15 protein-coding genes and 2 tRNA genes are annotated in these 13,940 nt (G+C 66.0%); 9 read left to right on the top strand and 8 right to left on the bottom strand.

Annotated elements, in window-relative coordinates:
* Window positions 1–2: 2 nt before the first annotated feature.
* The 6 genes from AXZ77_RS05515 to AXZ77_RS05490 form a co-directional block, all read right to left on the bottom strand.
* Entirely contained in the window at window positions 3–569 is a 567-nt protein-coding gene (locus AXZ77_RS05515) for a peroxidase-related enzyme (protein WP_078539717.1), read from the bottom strand.
* A gap of 76 nt (window positions 570–645) precedes the next feature.
* Window positions 646–1,455, bottom strand: a complete 810-nt coding sequence (xth, locus tag AXZ77_RS05510; protein WP_098410363.1) for an exodeoxyribonuclease III — start codon at window positions 1,453–1,455, stop codon at window positions 646–648.
* A 66-nt stretch (window positions 1,456–1,521) separates the two neighbouring features.
* Window positions 1,522–2,133 carry an inner membrane-spanning protein YciB gene (locus AXZ77_RS05505; RefSeq protein ID WP_098410362.1) on the bottom strand — a complete coding sequence of 204 codons (612 nt, stop codon included), beginning with the start codon at window positions 2,131–2,133 and terminating at the stop codon, window positions 1,522–1,524.
* 6 nt (window positions 2,134–2,139) lie between these two features.
* Window positions 2,140–3,042 carry an EamA family transporter gene (locus AXZ77_RS05500; RefSeq protein ID WP_098410361.1) on the bottom strand — a complete coding sequence of 301 codons (903 nt, stop codon included), beginning with the start codon at window positions 3,040–3,042 and terminating at the stop codon, window positions 2,140–2,142.
* 182 nt (window positions 3,043–3,224) lie between these two features.
* Window positions 3,225–4,523 carry a signal recognition particle-docking protein FtsY gene (ftsY, locus tag AXZ77_RS05495; RefSeq protein WP_098410360.1) on the bottom strand — a complete coding sequence of 433 codons (1,299 nt, stop codon included), beginning with the start codon at window positions 4,521–4,523 and terminating at the stop codon, window positions 3,225–3,227.
* A 55-nt stretch (window positions 4,524–4,578) separates the two neighbouring features.
* On the bottom strand, window positions 4,579–5,217 hold the full coding sequence (locus tag AXZ77_RS05490; protein WP_098410359.1) for a lysoplasmalogenase family protein: 639 nt from the start codon (window positions 5,215–5,217) through the stop codon (window positions 4,579–4,581).
* Window positions 5,218–5,339: 122 nt separating this feature from the next.
* Between AXZ77_RS05490 and AXZ77_RS05485 the strand changes: the two genes are divergently transcribed.
* Together AXZ77_RS05485 and AXZ77_RS05480 are read left to right on the top strand one after the other, a co-directional pair.
* A complete protein-coding gene (locus AXZ77_RS05485; RefSeq protein ID WP_255266422.1) occupies window positions 5,340–6,533 on the top strand; it encodes an alkane 1-monooxygenase in 1,194 nt (397 codons plus the stop codon).
* 55 nt (window positions 6,534–6,588) lie between these two features.
* Window positions 6,589–7,011 (top strand): hypothetical protein, encoded by a 423-nt coding sequence (locus AXZ77_RS05480; protein ID WP_255266421.1) that lies wholly within the window; start codon window positions 6,589–6,591, stop codon window positions 7,009–7,011.
* A 3-nt stretch (window positions 7,012–7,014) separates the two neighbouring features.
* On the opposite strand, the gene xseA is transcribed toward AXZ77_RS05480, so the two are convergent.
* Entirely contained in the window at window positions 7,015–8,595 is a 1,581-nt protein-coding gene (xseA, locus tag AXZ77_RS05475) for an exodeoxyribonuclease VII large subunit (RefSeq protein WP_098410358.1), read from the bottom strand.
* Between the two features lie 93 nt (window positions 8,596–8,688).
* Between xseA and purD the strand changes: the two genes are divergently transcribed.
* From purD to AXZ77_RS05445, 6 genes are all read left to right on the top strand, one after another.
* Window positions 8,689–9,954 (top strand): phosphoribosylamine--glycine ligase, encoded by a 1,266-nt coding sequence (gene purD, locus AXZ77_RS05470; protein ID WP_098410357.1) that lies wholly within the window; start codon window positions 8,689–8,691, stop codon window positions 9,952–9,954.
* Between the two features lie 434 nt (window positions 9,955–10,388).
* Window positions 10,389–10,463 (top strand) — tRNA-Gly (locus tag AXZ77_RS05465).
* A 22-nt stretch (window positions 10,464–10,485) separates the two neighbouring features.
* A tRNA-Gly gene (locus AXZ77_RS05460) sits at window positions 10,486–10,560 on the top strand.
* Window positions 10,561–10,688: 128 nt separating this feature from the next.
* A complete protein-coding gene (gene hisB / locus AXZ77_RS05455; RefSeq protein WP_098410356.1) occupies window positions 10,689–11,276 on the top strand; it encodes an imidazoleglycerol-phosphate dehydratase HisB in 588 nt (195 codons plus the stop codon).
* On the top strand, window positions 11,276–11,914 hold the full coding sequence (hisH, locus tag AXZ77_RS05450; RefSeq protein ID WP_083079159.1) for an imidazole glycerol phosphate synthase subunit HisH: 639 nt from the start codon (window positions 11,276–11,278) through the stop codon (window positions 11,912–11,914). Before hisB ends, hisH begins: the two co-directional genes overlap by 1 nt.
* Entirely contained in the window at window positions 11,914–12,579 is a 666-nt protein-coding gene (locus tag AXZ77_RS05445) for an adenine nucleotide alpha hydrolase (protein ID WP_176535968.1), read from the top strand. The genes hisH and AXZ77_RS05445 overlap by 1 nt, the downstream gene beginning before the upstream one ends.
* Before the next feature lie 52 nt (window positions 12,580–12,631).
* On the opposite strand, the gene AXZ77_RS05440 is transcribed toward AXZ77_RS05445, so the two are convergent.
* Window positions 12,632–13,018 carry a DUF2147 domain-containing protein gene (locus AXZ77_RS05440; protein WP_098410354.1) on the bottom strand — a complete coding sequence of 129 codons (387 nt, stop codon included), beginning with the start codon at window positions 13,016–13,018 and terminating at the stop codon, window positions 12,632–12,634.
* A gap of 145 nt (window positions 13,019–13,163) precedes the next feature.
* Between AXZ77_RS05440 and hisA the strand changes: the two genes are divergently transcribed.
* Window positions 13,164–13,883 (top strand): 1-(5-phosphoribosyl)-5-[(5-phosphoribosylamino)methylideneamino]imidazole-4-carboxamide isomerase, encoded by a 720-nt coding sequence (hisA, locus tag AXZ77_RS05435; protein WP_075776131.1) that lies wholly within the window; start codon window positions 13,164–13,166, stop codon window positions 13,881–13,883.
* The last annotated feature ends 57 nt before the right edge of the window (window positions 13,884–13,940 follow it).

The raw sequence follows: 13,940 nt of genomic DNA, 5'->3' as shown, positions 1-13,940 counted from the left end.
GCTCAGCGCCCCATCGCGTAGAACTCGGGGTTCGGCGGGATCGCGGCCATGTTCACCAAGCGGTTCGACAGGCCGAAAAACGCGGTGATCGCGCCGATGTCCCAGATATCGTCATCGGTGAAACCGTGGGCGCGCAGCGCTTCGTAATCGGCCTCCTCGACCTCCTGCGCGCGCAAGCTCACCTTCATTGCGAAATCGAGCATCGCGCGCTGGCGCGGCGTGATCTCGGACTTGCGGTAATTCACCGCGACCTGATCGGCGATGAGCGGGTTCTTGGCGCGGATGCGCAGGATCGCGCCATGCGCAATGACGCAATACTGGCACTCATTGGCCGCCGAGGTCGCCACCACGATCATCTCGCGCTCGGCAATGGTCAGGTTGCCGGGCTTCTCCATCAGCGCGTCATGATAGGCGAAGAAGGCGCGGCACTCGTCGGGCCGGTGCGCCAGCGCGAGGAAAATGTTCGGGATGAACCCGGCCTTCTCCTGCACCGCCTCGATCCGCGTGCGGATATCCTCGGGCATGTCTGCGAGTTTCGGCACCGGATGCCGGCTGATCTTGTCTTGCATGTGGGGTCTCCTCTCTTCCGCCGCCACTATGCACAGTCGCGACGGGGCCGAGGAAATGACGTTGCGGCAATCGCGCTCAGAGGTCGAGCGTGATCCAGACCGGCACGTGATCCGAGGGCTTGTCGCGGCCGCGGATTTCCTTGTCGATGCCGACATCGCGCAACAGATCCGCCGCCTGCGGGCTTAGCAGCAGATGGTCGATCCGGATGCCGTTATTCTTCTGCCAGGCGCCTGCCTGATAGTCCCAGAAGGAGTAATGCCCCGGCCCTTGGACCCGGGCGCGGAACGCCTCGGTGAAGCCGAGATTGAGGATACGACGGAAGGCTTCGCGGCTTTGCGGCAGCGCCAGCGCATCACCGCGCCACGCCTCGGGTTTCGCGGCATCCTCGTCCTGCGGGATGATGTTGTAATCGCCCGCCATCACGAAGGGCTCTTCCAGCGCCAGCAGTTCTTCCGCGCGCGCCTTCATCCGCGCCATCCATGACAGCTTGTAGGCATATTTGCCGCCCTCGACGGGCTGGCCTGCATCGTCCAGCTCCACCGGGTTGCCATTGGGCAGATAGAGACCACAGAGCCGCACCGCGCCCTTGTCGCCGACCACGGTGGCCTCGATCCAGCGCGCCTGTTCGTCGCCCTCGTCCCCGGGCAGGCCGCGCGTCACATCCTCCAAAGGCAGCTTCGAGAGGATCGCGACGCCGTTGAAACTTTTCTGACCATGCGTCTCGACCGAATAGCCCAGCTCTTCGAAGATCTCGCGCGGGAAACCCTCGTCGACCGACTTGATCTCCTGCAGCAAAGCCACGTCGGGCTCGGCCTCCTTCAGCCAATCGACCAGCGCCTGATGGCGCGCCTTGATGCCGTTGATGTTGAAGGTGGCGATTTTCATGAGCGGCTCCGGGTTTGGCAGTCGCGAAAGGTGTAACGGATCGCGGCGGGCGCGGACAGGGCGGAGTTAACCCTCCTCGCTTTCCTCCGTATCGATCCCGTGGCGCTCGAACAGCTTCGCCTGCGACATGATGAAGGCGATCATGATGATCGGCAGACCGAAGGTCTTGAAATCGACCCAATGCGCGTCCGACATCGTGCGCCAGACGACCTCATTGGCCACGGCAAGGCCCAGAAACAGCCAGACGAAGCGCTTGGTCAGGATCATCCAGCCCTCATGCGCCATCGGCATCGCCTCGTTCATCACCAGTTGCAGCCACGCCTTGCCGCGCAGCAATCCGGCCCCGAGGATGCCCGCAAACAGCAGGTAGATGATCGTGGGCTTCATCTTGAAGAAGGTCGGATCGTTCAGCCAGACCGACAGCCCGCCGAAGATCGCCACCAGCACGAGCGTCGCGATCTGCATCGCCGAGAGCTTGCCGGTCAGCAGCCACAGAATCAGCGTCGTCGCCGCGATCAGCGGGATGAACAGCGCGGTGGCCACGACGAAGCCCGAGTAGTCGGTGCCGAGGATCGTGTAGGTGCCGTCCTTGAGCCGGTTGAAGGCGACGAAGAACACGATGAGCGGCCCCCAGTCGAGCGCCGCTTTCACCCAGGGGGAAATCTTTTTCTCTGCCATCTGCCTTTACCTGCCTGCTATCTCAACGATCACGGCCCCTGCCGCGATCAGCGCCATCAGAGCCGTGCGCCGCGGCCCCACTTTCTCGCCCAGCACGAGCCAGCCGATGAGCGCTGCGAAGACCGTCGAGGTCTCGCGCAGCACCGCCGCCTCGCCCACCTTGTCGAGCCGTGTCGCCAACATGATCGAGCCAAAGGAGAAATAAGCAACAATCGCGCCGATAACACCCCTTTTGACGAGCGGCACCATTTCCGAACTCGCCAGCTTCGTCCAGCGCCGCGCGGTAAAGATCGGCATGAACCAGCCGTCGATGAAGAAGAACCACGCAAGGAAGGTGAACGGATCGGCGGTCGCGCGAATGCCATAGGCGTCATAGGTGGTATAGAGCGCAACGAACGCGCCGGTCGCCACGGCCAGCATCAGGGCGGGCACCATCGTCTCGCGATCGACCGTCACATTGCGCAGATTGTAGATCGCAAGCCCGTAGATGCCTGCCAGAAGCGTCGCCACCCCGGCCCATTGGCCCAGCGTGAAATGCTCTCCGAAGATGAACCCCGCGCCGATCACCGCGAAAAGCGGCCCCGTGCCGCGCACCACCGGATAGACCACCGTATAGGCCCCGCGCTGGTAGCAGGCCGCCTGCAACAGCTTGTAGGCGACATGGATGAAGAAGACGCCGACGAAGATCGGCCACATGAAGGGCTCGGGCCACGGCACGACGAAGAGCGCGAAGGGGGCCGCGATGATCCCGTAGCTCGCATCGATCGCGGCGCGGCTGAGCCACGGATCGTGACGCCCTTTCTGCAGCGCCCCGAACAGCGCGTGAAGAAAGGCCGCGAGCAGCGCGAGACCCAGCGCGAGGTGTTTGCCGGTCTCGGTGCCCGAAACGGAGATGATCCAGTCGCTCAAGGGGAAGTCCTTCGTGATCTCGGGGGCTGGGGGGCGCTGCCCCCTCTGGCCTTAGGGCCATTCACCCCCGGGATATTTCGACCAAGGGGAAGAGGAAAGGCGCATCCCTCTCTTCGCTCTTGCACAAATATCCCCGGGGGGAGCGCGCACGCGCGGGGGGCGGCGCCCCCCCCTCCGCGGTGTCAGTCTTCGAGACCGACGAGGGCCTGCGCGAATTCCTCCGGGTCGAAGGGCGCCAGATCGTCGAGCTGTTCGCCCACCCCGATCGCATGGATCGGGAGGCCGAACTTGTCGGCCAGCGCCACCAGTACGCCGCCCTTCGCGGTACCGTCGAGCTTGGTCATCACCAGCCCCGACACGTTCGAGATCTTGCGGAAGACATCGACCTGCTGCAGCGCGTTCTGCCCCGTCGTCGCATCGAGCACGAGAAGCGTGTTATGCGGCGCGCTCTCGTCGACCTTGCGGATCACGCGGACGATCTTGGCCAGCTCCTCCATCAGGTCGGCGCGGTTCTGCAACCGCCCTGCCGTGTCGATCATCAGAAGGTCCGCGCCTTCGGCCTCGGCCTTTTTCATCGCGTCATAGGCGAGCGAGGCCGGATCCGAGCCTTCGGGCGCGGTCAGGACCGGCACGCCGGCGCGGTTGCCCCAGACCTGCAGCTGTTCGACGGCGGCTGCGCGGAACGTGTCGCCCGCCGCGATCACGACCTGTTTGCCGGCTGCGCGGAATTGCGAGGCGAGCTTGCCGATCGTCGTGGTCTTGCCCGAACCGTTGACGCCCACCACCAGAACGACCTGCGGTTTTTTCGGATAGAGCGGCAGCGGTTTCGCGACCGGCTCCATGATCCGGGCGACCTCTTGGGCCAGAAGCCCCTTGATCTCGGAGACCGAGAGCTTGCGGCCCATCCGCCCCTCGGCGAGGTTTGCCGAGACGCGCAGCGCCGTGTCGACGCCCATGTCGGAGGCGATCAGAAGCTCTTCGAGGCTTTCGAGCATCTCGTCATCGAGGACGCGGCGCGGCTCGGCGGGTTTCGCCTCGCCGCCGCCGAAGATGCGACCTAGAAGGCCGGGCTTCTTCGGCTCTGGGCTGGGACGTTCGGGCGCGGGCTCGACGTCGAGCGGCGCCTTGGCGATCTGCGCGTGCTCCTCCTCGACCGGTTCGGTCACCGGCGCGGGCACGTAGCCGGGCGCGGGCGGCGTCGGATCGGGGAGGTTGATCGTGTCGCTGTGCTGCGGTTCGGGTTCGGGCTCAGGCTCTGCCTCGGGCTCCGGTTCCGGGGCGGGTTCAGCGCGGGTCTGCGGCGCGGCCTCGGGGGAGGTCTCTGCGGGCGTCTCTGCGGGCGTCGCGGGCGCGGAAGGCTCCGGCGTCTCCGCAACCTCGTCTTCACTGGCCGCATTCTCGGCGACGATATCCTCGAGGCCCTGCTCGAGCTTGGAGGAGGAACGCGTCAGACGCGATTTGAGCTTTTTGAAAAACGACATGGATCAGGCCTTTCCTTACGCTCCACCTAGTTCATCGCAGGCCCGGATGGAAGGCTTATCCCCCGGCAAAACCCGATCCCGCGCCCCAGCCGATCAAGGCCTGACCGCCCCAGTAGAGCACCCAGAGCGCGCGCGCCGCCAGCTGTTTGCGGCCTGCGTCGCGCAGCACGAACATCTCCAGCGCGAGGATCAGGTCGGAGAGGACGAAGGCGAGGCTGCCCAGGACCACCATCAGATAGCCCGCAGGCAGGCCCATCGCCACCGCCGCCATCGCCACGATGATCCAGATATAGCTGCGCACCGGCCAGCACAGCCCGCCCGTGCGCGGCAGCAGCCAGAACTCCGCCGACAGTCCCAGGGCGATAAGCGGAATGGTCCATGCGGAGGGCCGCGCTCCGATGTCGAGGAAGCCCAGAAGATAGGCCAGATGCCCGGCCGCGAAGGCCGCCATGCCGATCAGGAAAGCCCGTTGGCCGGGACGCGACAGGGCGAAATCGCCCGCCGCCCCGAGCGCGAGACCTGCGAGGATCGCAAGCGGTGCCCCCATCGCCGCCGCCATCGGAATCAGCGCCACGACGGAGGCGGTCTTCACAAGGGTTTTCGCGCCGCTTTCCCCCGCGCCTGCATGGCGCGCGAGGTAAATCAGCGCGAAGACGGCGGCGATGAGGAGACTGATCGGGGCTGCGGACATCATGGCCACATCTCGCGCAGAAAAGCCCGGCCGCCGCAAGCGGGGTCATAAAAGGGTCGAAATTAGCGAAAGAATAGCGCAAAACCATTGCACTATTGAGAGAGAGCGAAGCGGACCCGCAGCACGTGACCCAAGGCAAAGACCCTTCACGCAAGCGCCGCCTGAGCGGAGCAATTGCAAATCTGCTGCGGCGGTCGCGCGATATCCCCGGGGTCGACAGTTTCGCGGTGGTGACGCTCTTGCCGGTGCCGCTTCTGCTGGTGGCGGGCGTCTTCGGCGGGATCGCGGCCTGGGCGGCGCTGGTCTGGATCGGGCTATGCATGTTCATCTTGGATGAGGCGCTGAAACACCCCTCCCCCGATGCGCCGGAAGGCTCGGAATTCCCCGCAGCGGATGCGCTGTCGACGACGCTGGCGGTGGTGCATTTCGTGCTGCTCGTGCTCGGCGTGGCGGCGATGTCGGGGCATACGCTGCTGGAGGGGCCAAGCTGGATCGCGGTCTGGCTGGCCTTCGGGCTGTTCTTCGGGCAGGTGTCGAATTCCAATGCGCATGAGATGATCCATCGCTCGGACAAACGGCTCTTTCTGCTAGGAAAATGGGTCTATATCTCGCTGCTTTTCGGGCATCACACCTCGGCGCATCGGCTCGTCCATCACCGCTTCGTCGCGACGCCGGACGATCCGAATTCCGCGCAGCTCGGCGAGGGCTTCTGGTCCTTTGCGCCGCGGGCCTGGATCGGCAGCTTCATCGGCGGCTACGAGATGGAGCGCAACCGCTTCGCCCGTCTGCCTGCGATCGACCCGAAAGCGCCGCTGAGCGCGCGGATCAAGGCGAGGATCGCGCGGCTCGGCCCCTACCCGTCCTATCTGCTGGGCGGGCTATGGTTCGCGGTGCTGTTCGGGATGCTCTTCGGGGCCGAGGGCGTGGTGGCTTACCTGATGCTCTGCGCCTATGCGCAGGTGCAGATCCTGCTCGCCGATTACGTCCAGCACTACGGGTTGTCACGTAAGCGTCGGGGCGATGGCAGTTTCGATCCGGTCGATGCGCATCACAGCTGGGATGCGCCCGCACCGATCACCTCGCTGTGGATGCTCAACGCGCCGCGCCATTCGGATCACCACGCGCATCCGGCGCGGGAATACCCGGCGCTGCGGCTTGGCGATCTGACCGAGCCGCAACGGCCCGTCCTTCCGCGCAGCCTGCCCGCGATGGCGGCTCTGGCGCTGTTCCCGCCGCTCTGGCGCCGGGTCATGGACAAGCGCGTGAAAGCGCTGCGCCCCGACAAGCCAGCCGACGCCGACGCGCCCAGCGCGCGCTAGGCAAGCGGGCCGCGATCTGGCAGGTTGGGTGAAAGACCTTGCCGGAGCCTCCCCCATGCGCCCGATCCCGATCCTGACATTGTCCCTCGCGGCCTTGGCCCTGATACCGACGCTGGCGGCGGCTGCCGACCCGCTTGGCCCACCGCTCAATGCGGAGCAATTCGATCAGCGCACCGTCGGGCGCACCATCACCTATTCGGTCTTCGGTCAGCCCTACGGGTCGGAGCAATACAAGCCCGGCCACAAGGTGATCTGGGCCTTCACCGAAAGCGAATGCAAGGAAGGCGACTGGTATCAGGACGGGCAGTATATCTGCTTCGATTACGGCGAATACGCGCCGCTGCAATGCTGGACCTTCTACGACACGGCGCAGGGGCTGGTCGCGCAGTTCAAGGGCGATCCCTCGCAGGAGCCGCTGGTTAGCCTGTCGGAAAGCCACGACCCGCTGATCTGTCAGGGCCCGGATGTGGGCGTCTAAGCCTCAGAACAGGCTGCCCTGAGACGGGCCGGGATCGGGCTTTTTCTTCTTCGGCTTCGGCGCGGTCGCACTGCCGCCGCCGCCCGGGATCACCGCGAGCTTGCCATCGGCGAACTCGATCTCGAGGCCGGGCTGTTTCTCCGCGACCTCCTGCGAGGTCACCACGCCGTCGGGGCCGCGCACCACCGCATAGCCGCGCTTGAGCGTCTCGGCATAGCCCAGCGTCTGGCGCATCCGATCGAGCCGTTCGAGCCGTTCGCGCTGCGCCTCAAGCCGCGCGGGCAAGGAGCGCTCGAGCCGGGCTTCCAGCCCCGCCAGCCGCTCGGCGCCGTCGCGGTTGCGCCGCTGCGCATCGCCGATCATCCGCACCCGCGCCGCATCCAGCCGCCGCGCAAGCTGCGTGTGATCCTGGGTCGCGCGCCGCATCCGCGCCGCAGGCGCAGGCGCGAGCCGCGCCGACAGCCCCTCGATCTCACGCGAGCGATCCCGGATGAAGCGCCGCAGCAGGTTCGGCGAGATCTGCGCAGCCAGCGGCGCGAAGCGGGTATTCTTGCGCAGAACCAGCGTGCGCAGTGCAGGCCCCAGCCGCTCGGCCCAGAGATCGAAGCTTTGCCGCGCCGGTTGGGTCAGCGCCTCGGGACGGCCCAGCCCACGGGCCAGATCGCGCAGCCGCTGGCCACGCTGATCGAGCCGCCCGCGCGCCGCGCGCATCATCCGCGTCTGCGCCTCCGACAGCCACGCGGCCAGTTCGGCGCGCACCGGCACCGCCATTTCCGCCGCCGCCGTGGGCGTGGGCGCACGCCGGTCGGCCGCGTGGTCGACCAGCGTCGTATCGGTCTCGTGGCCCACCGCCGAGATCACCGGGATGTCGCTTTCGGCCACGGCGCGGACTACGGCCTCGTCGTTGAACCCCCAGAGGTCCTCGATCGAGCCGCCGCCGCGCGCGACGATGATCAAATCGGGACGCGGGATCTCCCCGCCCGGCGCCAGCGCGTTGAAGCCTCGCACCGCGCGCGCCACTTCCGGCGCGCAGGCCTGCCCCTGCACCGCGACCGGCCAGATCAGTACATGGCGCGGGAAGCGATCGGCGAGCCTGTGCAGGATGTCGCGGATCACCGCCCCCGAGGGCGAGGTCACCACGCCGATCACCTGCGGCAGCCACGGAATGGGCTTCTTGCGGCCCGCGTCGAACAGCCCCTCGGCGGCCAGCGCCTTGCGCCGCGCTTCCAGCATCGCCATCAGCGCGCCCGCGCCCGCCGGTTCGACATTGTCGACGATCAGCTGGTATTTCGACTGGCCCGCGAAGGTCGTCATCCGGCCCGTGGCGATGACCTCCATCCCCTCCTCGGGGCGGACCTGCATTTTCGCCACCTGCCCCTTCCAGCTGACGGCGGCGATCACAGAGCGGTCGTCCTTGAGATCGAAATACATATGGCCCGAGCGCGGCATCGACACACGGCCCACTTCGCCGCGCACCCGGACGCGGCCGAATTCTCCCTCGATCACGCGTTTCACCGCCCCCGAAATCTCGGAGACCGTATAGTCATGCGCGTTCGAGCCGTTTTCGTCGTCGAGAAGGTCCATATGACTGCCTGCTTGAGCGTTGGTCCGGGGCGCCTTGCCTCAGGGTTTCGCGCAGCTTAGAAGGCGGGAAAGCGAAGGCCAAGGGGGCGAGCGATGAACATTCTGGTTCTGGGCGGCGGCGGGCGCGAACATGCGCTGGCTTGGGCGATCAAGCAAAACCCGAAATGCGACCGGCTGATCGTGGCCCCGGGCAATGCCGGGATCGCGCAGATCGCCGATTGCGCGGCGATCGATCCGAGTGATGCGGCGGCGGTGCTGGAACTCTGCGAGGCCAATGCGGTCGATTTTGTGGTGATCGGGCCGGAAGCGCCGCTGGCTGCGGGCGTGGCCGATGCGCTGCGCGCGCAGAACATCCTGACCTTCGGCCCCTCGGCGGAGGCCGCGAAGCTGGAAGCCTCGAAAGCCTTCACCAAAGAGATTTGCGACGCCTGTGGCGCGCCCACCGCAGCCTATGCCCGCTTCACCAGCGCGGAAGGCGCGAAGGGCTATGTCCGCGAACAGGGCGCCCCGATCGTGGTCAAGGCAGACGGTCTTGCCGCCGGCAAGGGCGTGATCGTCGCAATGACGCTCGATGAGGCATTCAACGGCATCGACGAGATCTTCGGCGGCGCCTTCGGAAGCGCGGGCGCGGAAGTCGTGATCGAGGAATTCATGGAGGGCGAGGAAGCCTCGCTTTTCGTGCTGTGCGATGGCGAGAACGTGCTGGCCGTGGGCGGTGCGCAGGATCACAAGCGCGTCGGCGAAGGCGATACCGGCCCGAACACCGGCGGCATGGGGGCCTATTCCCCCGCCCCGATCCTGAGCCCCGAGATCGAGGCGAAGGCGATGGACGAGATCATCCGCCCCACCGTGGCCGAGATGGCCAAGCGCGGCACCCCGTTCCAGGGCGTGCTCTATGCCGGGCTGATGATCAAGGATGGCCAGCCGCGGCTCGTGGAATATAACGTGCGCTTCGGCGATCCCGAATGTCAGGTACTGATGCTGCGGCTGGGCGCGCAGGCGCTCGACCTGCTGCTGGCCTGCGCGGAAGGGCGTCTGGGCGAGGTGCAGGCACAATGGGCGCCCGATCACGCGATGACGGTGGTCATGGCCGCGCAGGGCTATCCCGGCGCCTATGAGAAAGGCTCGGTGATCGGCGGGCTCGACTCTTTGCCCGAGGATGGCACGCGCATGGTCTTCCATGCCGGCACCTCCGAGAAAGACGGACACGTCGTCGCGAGCGGCGGTCGCGTTCTCAACGTCACAGCCCGCGGCGAGAGCCTGCAGGAAGCGCGCGATCGCGCCTATGCGATGATCGACGCGATCGACTGGCCCGAAGGCTTCTGCCGCCGCGATATCGGCTGGCGGGCGCTGAGCTGACCCGAGGGGTGGAGGGGGCTCTGCCCCCGCTCGCGTTCCGCGCGCCCCCCGGGATATTTCTGCCAAGTCGAAGGCACGCAACGAAGTCTTAACGACAGCTGCGTTAACAAGGATTCGCGGAACAGGCGGGGACGCCGATGACCGCCCAAGACGAAACGGCCCGGCTCGCCCGCCCTTCTGCGGATCGAGTCGGGCATTTTTCGTTTTCGGCTTGGCTCAAATATCCCGGGGGGCTGGCGCAGCCAGCGGGGGCAGAGCCCCCTCGATTGGCGCGTCCCAAGCTCGCCGGCCCACTCTCCTCTTGCCTCACCAGATGCTTGCAACGCGGCTCGGCGCCGCCTGCCGAAACGTCAGGCAGGAATTTTCCCCTTTGCGCAAAATTTCCTCTTGCAGCCTACGCCGCTATCCCCTAAATCCGCCTCCACCGAACCGGCGCGGGCGTAGCTCAGGGGTAGAGCATAACCTTGCCAAGGTTAGGGTCGGGCGTTCGAATCGCCTCGCCCGCTCCAGTTCGGTCAAATACCCAAGGATGCGGGCGTAGCTCAGGGGTAGAGCATAACCTTGCCAAGGTTAGGGTCGGGCGTTCGAATCGCCTCGCCCGCTCCAATACAAAAAAGCCTCCCTTCGGGGGGGGCTTTTGTTTTTCCGCCCCACTGCCCGGCAATCGACATGCCCCCGCTTGAGCGCGCCCCCTGCCCCGGCCTATAAGGCGGTGAGTTTCAAGGAGGCGCCCCATGCGCAAAGCCACGATCAGCCGCAAGACCGCCGAGACCGAGATCAGCGTCGAGATCGATCTCGATGGCACCGGTCAGTATGACAACAAGACGGGCGTGGGCTTCTTCGACCACATGCTCGATCAGCTCGCACGGCATTCGCTGATCGACATGACCGTGCGCGCGAAGGGCGATCTGCATATCGACGATCACCACACGGTCGAGGATACCGGGATCGCGCTGGGTCAGGCGCTGGTGCAGGCGCTTGGCGACAAGCGCGGCATCCGCCGTTACGGCCATTTCGCGCTGGCGATGGATGACACGCAGGTGCAATGCGCGCTGGACCTGTCCGCGCGCCCCTTCTTCGTGTGGAATTGCGACATGCCCTCCCAGAAGATCGGCACGTTCGACACCGAACTGGTGCGCGAGTTCTTCCAGGCGATCGCCACCCATGGCGGGATCACGCTGCATATCGACCGCGTGCATGGCTTCAACAGCCATCACATCGCCGAGGCCGCGTTCAAATCGGTCGCCCGCGCCCTGCGCATGGCGGTCGAGCCCGATCCGCACATGGGCGGCGTGCTGCCCTCGACCAAAGGGGCGCTTTGATGCTCACGGCACTGGTCGATTACGATTCGGGCAACCTGCACTCGGCCGAGAAGGCGTTTCAGCGCATGGCGAACGAGACGGGTCACGGCACGATCGTCGTGACCTCGGAGCCCGACGTCGTCGCGCGCGCCGACCGGATCGTGCTGCCGGGCGACGGGGCGTTTCCGTCCTGCAGCGCGGCGCTCTATCGCTTCGAGGGGCTGGCGCAGGCGATCGAGGAAGCGGTGACCGTGAAGGGCCGCCCCTTCCTCGGGATCTGCATCGGCATGCAGATGCTGGCGACGCGCGGGCTCGAGTTCCGCGAGACCGAGGGTTTCGGCTGGATCCCCGGCGAGGTGGTGAAGATCGAGCCCGCCGATCCGTCGATGAAGGTCCCGCATATGGGCTGGAACGATCTGGTGATCGACAACGATCACGCCGTGCTCGACGGGATTTCGACCGGCGATCACGCCTATTTCGTGCATAGCTACCATTTCAAGGTGGCCGAGCCGCAGCACCGTCTGGCCTATGCCGAATACGGGGCCGAGATCACCGCGATCGTGGGGCGCGACAATATCGTGGGCACCCAGTTCCACCCGGAAAAATCTCAGGCCACCGGTCTGCGACTGATCGCGAATTTCCTCGGCTGGAAACCCTGATGGCGCCCAAGGCGGTTCTCTCGTGGTCCTCGGGCAAGGATTGCGCGATGGCGCTGCATGCCTGCCGGACCGAAGGTCACGCGGATGTCGTGGCGCTGCTGTCGACGACCAACGAGGCTTTCGACCGGGTCGCGATGCACGGCACGCGCAATGAGTTGCTGCGCCGTCAGGCCGAAGCCGCGGGCCTGCCGCTGATCGAGGTGCCGCTGCCCTGGCCCTGCTCGAACGCGGATTACGAGGCGCGGATGGCCTCTGCCATGGATCAGGTGAAGGCGCTTGGCGTCGAGACGATGGTCTTTGGCGATCTCTTCCTCGAGGACGTGCGCGATTACCGGATCGAGAAGCTGAAACCGCTGGGCGTCGAGGCGAGCTTCCCGCTCTGGCAGCGCCCGACGGATCAGCTGGCGCGCGAGATGATCGCGGCGGGGTTCGTGACCCATCTGGTAACCGTGGATCCGAGCAAGCTCGACCCCAGCTTCGCGGGGCGGCGGTTCGATGAAAGCCTGCTGGCCGATCTGCCCGAAGGCGTCGATCCCTGCGGCGAGAATGGCGAGTTTCACACCGCCGTCAGCGCGGGCCCGATCTTCGACGCGCCGATCCCGGTGCGGACGGGCGAGACGGTGATGCGCGACGGGTTCGCCTACGCAGACCTGATCCCGGAGTAACTCTGGCGAGGTCGCCCGGCCCGCCGCGTCCTCGCAGGGGCCGGGGAATACATCACTTCACGCGCTGCCAGTCCTGCGACTTGCAGAACAGGCCGCCCGCCACGCAACCGGCCAGCGCCATCGCATTGCCGTTCACGGTGACCTTGCCGAGGTAGATCTTGTTGTTGGACGGGCGCCAGACCTTGCCCTGGTATTTGTTGTTGCCCTTCGGCTCCATCCCGATCACGAGCTGCTTGCCGAGGTTCTCCGACTTGTATTCGCCGCCATCCTTGAAGGTCTTCACGATGGTGCCGCAGAACTTCGCCCCGCAGGGTGCGATGTCCACATAAGCATAGGAGCCGTCATCGGGCTGCGTCTTCCAAGTGCCCTCGATCGGGTCGGCCAGTGCCGCGCCTGCGCCCAGTGCCAGAGTCGCTGCGGCGATCATCAAAGTCTTCATGGCAAATCTCCTCCCTTTTGCCTGCTGGCCACATCAGGCCATGCAAGAGCGATTCCCGGCAAGACTGACGTGACGTCCGCGTCAGGCTTGGAAAATCCGCGAACCCGTGGCAAGAGGCATCGCGACAGTTCAGGAGTGCCCACAGATGATCCTCTACCCCGCAATCGACCTCAAGGATGGCCAATGTGTGCGTCTGCTGCATGGCGAGATGGACAAGGCCACGGTCTTCGGCGACGACCCGGCAGCGCAGGCGGCCAAGTTCGAGGCGGCGGGCTGCGAATGGGTGCATCTGGTGGACCTCAACGGTGCCTTCGCGGGCGAGCCGGTGAATGCGGCCGCCGTCGAGGCGATCCTGTCGCGCATCAAGGTCCCCGCGCAGTTGGGTGGCGGCATCCGCGACATGGCGACGATCGAGCGTTGGCTGGACAAAGGGCTGGCGCGGGTGATCCTCGGCACCGTCGCGGTCGAGAACCCCGATCTGGTGCGCGAGGCGGCGAAAGCCTTCCCCGGACAGGTGGCCGTCGGGATCGACGCGCGTAACGGCAAAGTCGCGACCAAGGGCTGGGCGGAAGAGACCGATGTGATGGTCACCGATCTGGCGAAATCCTTCGAGGACGCGGGCGTCGCCGCGATCATCTACACCGACATCATGCGCGACGGCGCGATGGGCGGGCCGAATATCGCCGCAACCGAGGCACTGGCCCGCGCGGTCGAAATCCCGGTGATCGCGAGCGGTGGCGTGTCGTCCCTGCCCGACCTGATCGCCCTGCGCGACACGGGCGTGATCGCGGGCGCGATCTCGGGGCGGGCGATCTATGACGGGGCGCTCGATCTGACCGAGGCGCTGGCCGCGCTGCGCGCCTGACACAGCGCTGAGGAAATCCACCGCAAGTGACACAAATCATTGCGTCATGTGAATTTC

The sequence above is a fragment of the Thioclava sp. ES.031 genome, from assembly GCF_002563775.1.
Lineage (GTDB): Bacteria > Pseudomonadota > Alphaproteobacteria > Rhodobacterales > Rhodobacteraceae > Thioclava.
Note: the sequence above shows the minus strand (reverse complement) of the source record. Positions and strands in the feature narration are given on the sequence as shown.

Coding starts and splice junctions, on each gene's coding strand:
- AXZ77_RS05515 (WP_078539717.1), bottom strand. CDS start 569: ATGCAAGACAAGATCAGCCGGCATCCGGTGCCGAAACTCGCAGACATG.
- AXZ77_RS05505 (WP_098410362.1), bottom strand. CDS start 2,133: ATGGCAGAGAAAAAGATTTCCCCCTGGGTGAAAGCGGCGCTCGACTGG.
- AXZ77_RS05440 (WP_098410354.1), bottom strand. CDS start 13,018: ATGAAGACTTTGATGATCGCCGCAGCGACTCTGGCACTGGGCGCAGGC.
- hisB (WP_098410356.1), top strand. CDS start 10,689: ATGCGCAAAGCCACGATCAGCCGCAAGACCGCCGAGACCGAGATCAGC.
- xth (WP_098410363.1), bottom strand. CDS start 1,455: ATGAAAATCGCCACCTTCAACATCAACGGCATCAAGGCGCGCCATCAG.
- ftsY (WP_098410360.1), bottom strand. CDS start 4,523: ATGTCGTTTTTCAAAAAGCTCAAATCGCGTCTGACGCGTTCCTCCTCC.
- AXZ77_RS05480 (WP_255266421.1), top strand. CDS start 6,589: ATGCGCCCGATCCCGATCCTGACATTGTCCCTCGCGGCCTTGGCCCTG.
- purD (WP_098410357.1), top strand. CDS start 8,689: ATGAACATTCTGGTTCTGGGCGGCGGCGGGCGCGAACATGCGCTGGCT.
- hisA (WP_075776131.1), top strand. CDS start 13,164: ATGATCCTCTACCCCGCAATCGACCTCAAGGATGGCCAATGTGTGCGT.
- AXZ77_RS05490 (WP_098410359.1), bottom strand. CDS start 5,217: ATGATGTCCGCAGCCCCGATCAGTCTCCTCATCGCCGCCGTCTTCGCG.
- hisH (WP_083079159.1), top strand. CDS start 11,276: ATGCTCACGGCACTGGTCGATTACGATTCGGGCAACCTGCACTCGGCC.
- AXZ77_RS05445 (WP_176535968.1), top strand. CDS start 11,914: ATGGCGCCCAAGGCGGTTCTCTCGTGGTCCTCGGGCAAGGATTGCGCG.
- xseA (WP_098410358.1), bottom strand. CDS start 8,595: ATGGACCTTCTCGACGACGAAAACGGCTCGAACGCGCATGACTATACG.